This is a genomic window from Actinomadura sp. GC306 (assembly GCF_004348665.1).
Classification (GTDB): domain Bacteria; phylum Actinomycetota; class Actinomycetes; order Streptosporangiales; family Streptosporangiaceae; genus Spirillospora.
Window position 1 is genome coordinate 1 of record NZ_SMKM01000354.1, and the last position, 5,889, is coordinate 5,889.

General features: G+C 78.5%; 5 protein-coding genes and 1 pseudogene. 4 read left to right on the forward strand and 2 right to left on the reverse strand.

Going from position 1 to position 5,889, the window contains the following annotated elements:
- The 3 genes and pseudogenes from E1200_RS35055 to E1200_RS30430 form a co-directional block, all read left to right on the forward strand.
- Positions 1 to 1,610 (forward strand): annotated as a pseudogene (locus tag E1200_RS35055) (hypothetical protein); the annotation flags it as partial.
- A gap of 6 nt (positions 1,611 to 1,616) precedes the next feature.
- Complete coding sequence (locus tag E1200_RS30425; RefSeq protein ID WP_131955603.1) at positions 1,617 to 1,916, forward strand: 4a-hydroxytetrahydrobiopterin dehydratase; 300 nt, start codon at positions 1,617 to 1,619, stop codon at positions 1,914 to 1,916.
- Entirely contained in the window at positions 1,913 to 2,431 is a 519-nt protein-coding gene (locus tag E1200_RS30430; protein WP_243708960.1) for a dethiobiotin synthetase, read from the forward strand. Before E1200_RS30425 ends, E1200_RS30430 begins: the two co-directional genes overlap by 4 nt.
- Positions 2,432 to 2,442: 11 nt before the next feature.
- On the opposite strand, the gene E1200_RS30435 is transcribed toward E1200_RS30430, so the two are convergent.
- Positions 2,443 to 3,234, reverse strand: a complete 792-nt coding sequence (locus E1200_RS30435) for an SDR family oxidoreductase (protein WP_131955605.1) — start codon at positions 3,232 to 3,234, stop codon at positions 2,443 to 2,445.
- Positions 3,235 to 3,303: 69 nt separating this feature from the next.
- Here E1200_RS30435 and E1200_RS30440 point away from each other — a divergent pair, with 69 nt between their 5' ends.
- A complete protein-coding gene (locus tag E1200_RS30440; RefSeq protein WP_131955607.1) occupies positions 3,304 to 4,299 on the forward strand; it encodes a WYL domain-containing protein in 996 nt (331 codons plus the stop codon).
- Here the strand turns inward: E1200_RS30440 and E1200_RS30445 are convergent.
- Positions 4,296 to 5,687 carry a cytochrome P450 gene (locus E1200_RS30445; RefSeq protein WP_243708961.1) on the reverse strand — a complete coding sequence of 464 codons (1,392 nt, stop codon included), beginning with the start codon at positions 5,685 to 5,687 and terminating at the stop codon, positions 4,296 to 4,298. The genes E1200_RS30440 and E1200_RS30445 overlap by 4 nt on opposite strands.
- Positions 5,688 to 5,889: the final 202 nt, after the last annotated feature.

Here is a 5,889-nt window from a genome sequence, read left to right on the forward strand (position 1 = left end):
TGTCGGCGGTGGTGTTCGAGGGCGGGTTCGTGCTCGGCGGGACGCTGCTGCCGTTGGCGCTGGTGCACCGGTTCGGGCGGCGCGTCCCGCGCCGGGTGGTGCTGTGGCCGGCCGCGGCGGTCTCGGCCGGGTTGACGGTCTACTTCGGGTTGATGCTGGTGCTGATGTGCTGGGAGCGGCTCAACGGCCGTGACCCGTTTCCGCCCGAGGGGGGTCTTGATCTGCCCGAGGTGTTCTTCTGGGTCGCGGTGCCCGCATATGTGGTGTGGGGTGCGGGGATGGCGGTGGCCGCCCGCGGCTACGCCCGCCGGACCCGGGTCCCCGCCCCGGCGGCCGGTGACCGCGCCCGGAACCGGCACCGCCGTTCGGAAGTTATGGTGATTTGGGGGGCGGATCTGCTGAGGGGCGTGGCTGTGGACGACAGGGACCTGCGGGACGACCGGAGCACCGACGACGGCCGGAGCGCCGACCAGGCCGCCGCGCGGCGGCTGGAGGAGGTGTGGGACGGGCTGGCCCCGTCCGCCGCGGCCGCCGCGCGGACCGCCGCCACCGCCGGGGAGCCGGTGGTGGCCGCCGCGCGGCAGGCCGCCTCGGTCGCCGCGGCGCGCATCCTGGACCAGCTCGCCGGCACGCCCGCGATGCGGGCCGTGGAGCAGGCGGCCCGGGACGCGGCGGTGCGGGCGGCCTCCGCGGCCGCCGGGCGCGCCGTGGCCGAGGCCCGCGCCGTCGCCGAGGCCAACCCCGCCACCGCGGGCGCGTTCCAGGCCGCCGCGACCGCGATGACCCTGGCCGAGCAGGCGGCGCAGCAGACCGCGCGGCACCCGATGGCGGCCGCGGCGCGCCGGTTCGCCGCCGGGCCCCTCGCCCGCGCCGCCGCCGACGCCGCCCTGGACGTCGCCACCCGCACCGCCGCCGCGCCCGTGGTGCAGGCCGCCACGAAGGCGGTGGTGGACGCGGCGGTCGACACCGCCGCCGACGCGGCCGCCGAGGCGGCGATGACCGCCGGCCGCGACGTCGTCGCCCGTGTCGTCCGCGAGACCGCCGAGCAGGCCGCGCGCGACCTGGCCGGCGCCGTCCGCGACCGGGCTCGCGACGCCGCCGCCGCGCCCGAGCTGGCGCCGTTCACCGGGGCCGCCGCCGGTGTGGCGGCGCGCGCCGCGGCCGATCCCGCCGTGCGGGGCGCCGCCCGTGAGGCCGCGGACCTGGTCACCGCGGTCACCGGCAGCGCCGTCGCGCGCACCGCCCGGGAGCTGGCCCTGCGCGCGGCGTCCCGGGCCGCGACCGCCGCGATCGAGGCCGTGCTGCGCGAGCTGCTCCGCGACGCGCTCAGGCTCGCCATGCGCGACGCGCTGCGCGGCACCATCGCCGACATCGCCCGGGACGTCGTCGTCGACGTCGCCAAGACCACCTGGATCACCGCCACCCGCCCCCACGCCGCGAGCGCCGGCTCGGGCACGGCCGCGGCGGCGGTCATCGTGGAGGAGACCGTCGAGGACACCCCGGCCGGGCGGACCCGCACCACCGACGTGTGGGCGCAGGTCACCACGACCGCGGAGCCGAACGCCGAACGTGATGTACTCGATACGGACACGCCGACGAACAGGGAGTGATCTGCGATGGCCGGTATCCTCGACGACGCCGCGATCGACGGCCGGCTGCGCGACCTGCCCGCCTGGCGCCGCGACGGCGGCACCATCGGGCGGCAGGTGCGGGCGCCGTCGTTCATGGCCGGGATCGACCTGGTCGGCGACGTCGCCCGCGCCGCCGAGGACGCCGACCACCACCCCGACATCGACATCCGCTGGCGCACCGTGACCTTCGCGCTGACCACCCACAGCGCCGGCGGCCTGACCGGCAAGGACTTCGACCTGGCCGCCGTGATCGACCGGCTCGCCGCCGACCGCGGCGCCGAGTGACCCCCGCCACCTCCACCGCCGGGCCGGTGCAGGTGGCGGTGTGCGGGCCCGGGGAGTGCACCGAACGTGAACGCGGCCACGCCCGCGAGACCGGGCGGCTGCTGGCCCGGCACGGCGCGGTGGTCATCTGCGGCGGGCACGGCGGGGTCATGGCCGCCGCGGCGGCCGGTGCCCGCGCCGTCGGCGGCATCGCCGTCGGCGTCCTGCCCGGGACCGGCCGCGGCGGCGCGGCCCCGGATCTCACCGTGGCGCTGCCCACCGGTCTCGGCCAGGCCCGCAACAACGTGATCGTCAACGCCGCCGACGCCGTGATCGTCATCGGCGGGTCCTGGGGGACGCTGTCGGAACTGGCGCTGGCGATGCGGCGCGGGACGGTCCCGGTCGTGCAGATCGGCGGGTGGCGCGTCCGCGACGGCCGCGGGCGGCCCGCCGGGGGGATCGTGTACGCGGCCGGTGCCGCCGAGGCCGTCGCGGCGACCGGCCTGTTCGGGCCGCCGCCCCTTCCCGGGCCGTGACCGCGGGGGGGTCAGTGCGCGGAGAACCCGCCGTCCACGAAGATCGACTGGCCGGTGACGTAGCCGGCGGCCGGTGAGGACAGGAACACCGCCGCGCCCGCGAAGTCCTCCGGCAGGCCGTTGCGGCCGGTCAGGGTGCGGCCCGCCAGTGCCCGCACGCGCGCGGGGTCGGCCGCGACCTCGGTGTTCAGCGGGGTCAGCACGAACCCCGGCACCAGGGTGTTGGCGGTGACGCCCCGCGGCGACCACGCCTCGGCCTGCGACCGCGCCAGCGCGACCAGCCCGGCCTTGGACACCCCGTAGGCGCCGCTGGTCAGCGACGCGCGGAACGCCTGCTGGGAGGCGATGTGGATCAGCCGGCCGAAGCCCCGCTCGGCCATCCCCGGCCCGAACCGCCGCCCGAGCAGGAACGGCGCGTCCAGGTTCACCGCCATGGTGGTGTCCCACACCTCGTCGCCGAGGTCGCCGAGCGGGGGCCGCAGGTTCACCGCGGCGGAGTTCACCAGGATGTCGGGCTCCCCGAACGCCGCGGCCGCCTCCCGCGCCGCCTGCGCGACCCCGTCGCGGGTGCCGAGGTCGGCGCTGACGGCCGCCGCGCGGGCCCCGTGCCCCTCCAGTTCGCGCACCACGTCGGCCAGCGGCGCCGGGCGGCGGGCGACGACCACCACCGACGCGCCCGCCCGGCCCAGCGCCACGGCGATCGCGCGGCCGATGCCCGAGCTGCCGCCCGTCACGACCGCGACCCGCCCCCGCAGCGAGAACAGCTCCGACAGGTAGGGCGCGGGGGACGGCGGGTCGCTCATGCCCGCAGATTCTACGGCCCGGTCGGATCGCGGTCAGGTTCTGGCCGCGTCCACGGCCATACTGGGGGTATGTCGCCGTCCGAACGCCTCCTGCGGCTGCTGTCGCTGCTGCAGGCCCGCCGCGCGTGGAGCGGCCCGGAGCTGTGCGAGCGGCTCGGGGTCAGCGCCCGCACCGTCCGCCGCGACATCGGGCGGCTGCGCGACCTCGGCTACCCCGTCCATGCCGTCCCCGGTGCGGCGGGCGGGTACGGCCTGGCGGCCGGCGCGGCGATGCCGCCGCTGCTGCTCGACGACGAGGAGGCCGTCGCGATCGCCGTGGGGCTGCAGGCCGCCGCGGCCGGCGGGGCGGTCGAGGGGATCGGGGAGGCGTCGGTGCGGGCCCTGGCCAAACTCCAGCAGGTGCTGCCCGCGCGGCTGCGGCGCCGCGTCAGCGCCCTGCACGCCGCCACCACGCCCCTGGACGGCCCGCCCGCCGGGCCGCGCGCCGACCCGCGGACCCTGACCGTCCTTGCCGCGGCGTGCCGCGACCGCGAACGGATCCGCTTCACCTACCGCCGCGCGGACGGCACCGAGTCCGCGCGGGTCGCCGAGCCGCACGGGCTGGTGCCGGCCGGGCGCCGCTGGTACCTGGTCGCGTTCGACACCGGCCGCGGCGCGTGGCGCAGCTTCCGCGTCGACCGGCTCACCTCCCCGCGGCCCACCGGTGTGCGGGCCGCGCCGCGTGAGCCGCCCGCCGCCGGCCCCGCCGCGTTCGTCGCCCGCTCCCGGGCCCGGTCGCCGCGGGTCAGCGCGGTGCTGCGGGTGCACGCGCCCGCCGCCGAGCTCGCCGACCGGTTCCGGGTGAGCGGCACAGAGGTCCAGGCCGTCGACGAGCGCACCTGCCTGCTGCGCACCGGCGCCGACTCCCTGGAATGGACGGCGCTGCGCATCGCCTACCTCGACCTGGACTTCGAGGTGCAGGGGCCGCCCGAGCTGACCGAGCGGCTCACCGCGATGGCCGCCCGCCTCACCCGCGCCACCGCCGCCGGGCCCGGCCCCGGTGGCAAGCCGGGGGCGGGGGGTTAGCCGACGACGCGGACGGGCAGGCCGCCGCGCGGGCGCATCGCCGTCACGCTGGTCGGCGTCACCGCGGGCGACACCAGACGCAGCCGCGTGCGGCGCAGCAGGCACGCCAGCATCGTCTTGAGCTCCACCGTCGCCAGCGTCGAGCCGATGCAGCGGTGCGGGCCGCCGCCGAACGGCAGGTACGTCGCCGGCGTCGCCGGGCGGTGCAGCTCGCAGGACGGGTCCCACCGCTCGGGACGGAACCGCCCCGCCTGCGGCCACACCTGCGGCATCCGGTGCGTGACGTAGGGGGAGTACATCACCATCGCGCCCGCCGGGATCCGGTGCCCGCCGTAGGTGAAGTCCTCCACCGGGACCCGCGCGCTGAGCACCGCCGGCGGGAACAGCCGCAGCGTCTCGTTCACCACCCCGTCCAGGAACGTCAGCGCGGGCAGGTCATCGGCCCGGGGGAGCCGGTCCCCGACCACCTCGGCCACCTCCCGCCGCGCCCGCTCCGCCGCCTGCGGATGGGTCGCCAGCGCGTACACCGCCCACGCCATCGCGGCGCTGGTGGTGTCGTAACCGGCGGAGATCAGGCTGATGACCTGGTCCTGCAGCTCCTGGCGGGTCAGGCCCGCGCCGTCCTCGTCGCGCGCCGCCATCAGCATCGCCAGCACGTCGTCGTACCCGCCGTCGGGGGCGGGCTCGCGCAGCCGCCGCTCGACCTCCTCGTCGACGCGGCGGGCCACCTGCGCGCGGGCCGCGGCGACGCGCCGCATGTAGGGGTTGGGGACGCGGCGCAGCATCATCTGCAGCACGAAGTTGCGGTCGATCGCGGCCAGCGCGACCTGCAGCCGCCGCCCGATCACCTCGGCGTCGGCGGCGAGGCGGTCGCCGAACAGCACCTCGACCGTGCTGCGCCGGATCACCGACCGCAGCTCGGCGTAGGCGTCCAGCGTCCGGCCCGGCCGCCACTCCCGCACCGCCGCGTCGGTGTTGGCGGCCATCCGCTCCACGTACGCGCCGACCCGGCGGTGGTGGAACGCCGGCTGCACCAGCCGCCGGCGGCGCCGGTGGTCGGCGCCGTCGCTGACGATCAGCGCGGTCTCCCCGTTCACCGGCACCAGCAGGTCGAACGCCTCCCGCCACCGGAACAGGCCCGAGTTGGCGAACACGAACGCGTTGGCGTCCGGGCCGAACAGGTGCACCAGCGGCTTGCGGCGCGGCCCGACCGCCGCGACCGGGCCCGCCTGCGCGTACAGCCGCAGCAGGCTCGCGCACGGGTCGGCGGTGAACGCGATGCCGTGCCGGACCGTCAGCGCCGGCGACGGGCGGGCCGCCCCCCGCGCGCGTCCGGTGCGCGGCCGGTCCGCCGCGCCTGCCCTGCCTGCCGGGGTTCGGGGAGTCACAGCGCCCACTATGGCACGCCCTATGGCGCGCCGAGGGCCGCCCGCCGCGCCGCGGCGGGACCGGCGGTGCACGGACCCGGGGGCGTGGACGGCAGCGACGGCGGCGACGCCGCCGGGCGCCTCACCCGCCTGCACCGCGCCCCGCCCTAACCCCCGGCCGGGCCGTCCAGGGCCCCGGCGCCCGCGGGCGGCCCGTCCGGTG

What these genes read in the sequence shown, in the direction of transcription:
- E1200_RS30425 (WP_131955603.1), top strand. Translation starts at nt 1,617, where the DNA reads ATGGCCGGTATCCTCGACGACGCCGCGATCGACGGCCGGCTGCGCGAC.
- E1200_RS30435 (WP_131955605.1), bottom strand. Translation starts at nt 3,234, where the DNA reads ATGAGCGACCCGCCGTCCCCCGCGCCCTACCTGTCGGAGCTGTTCTCG.
- E1200_RS30440 (WP_131955607.1), top strand. Translation starts at nt 3,304, where the DNA reads ATGTCGCCGTCCGAACGCCTCCTGCGGCTGCTGTCGCTGCTGCAGGCC.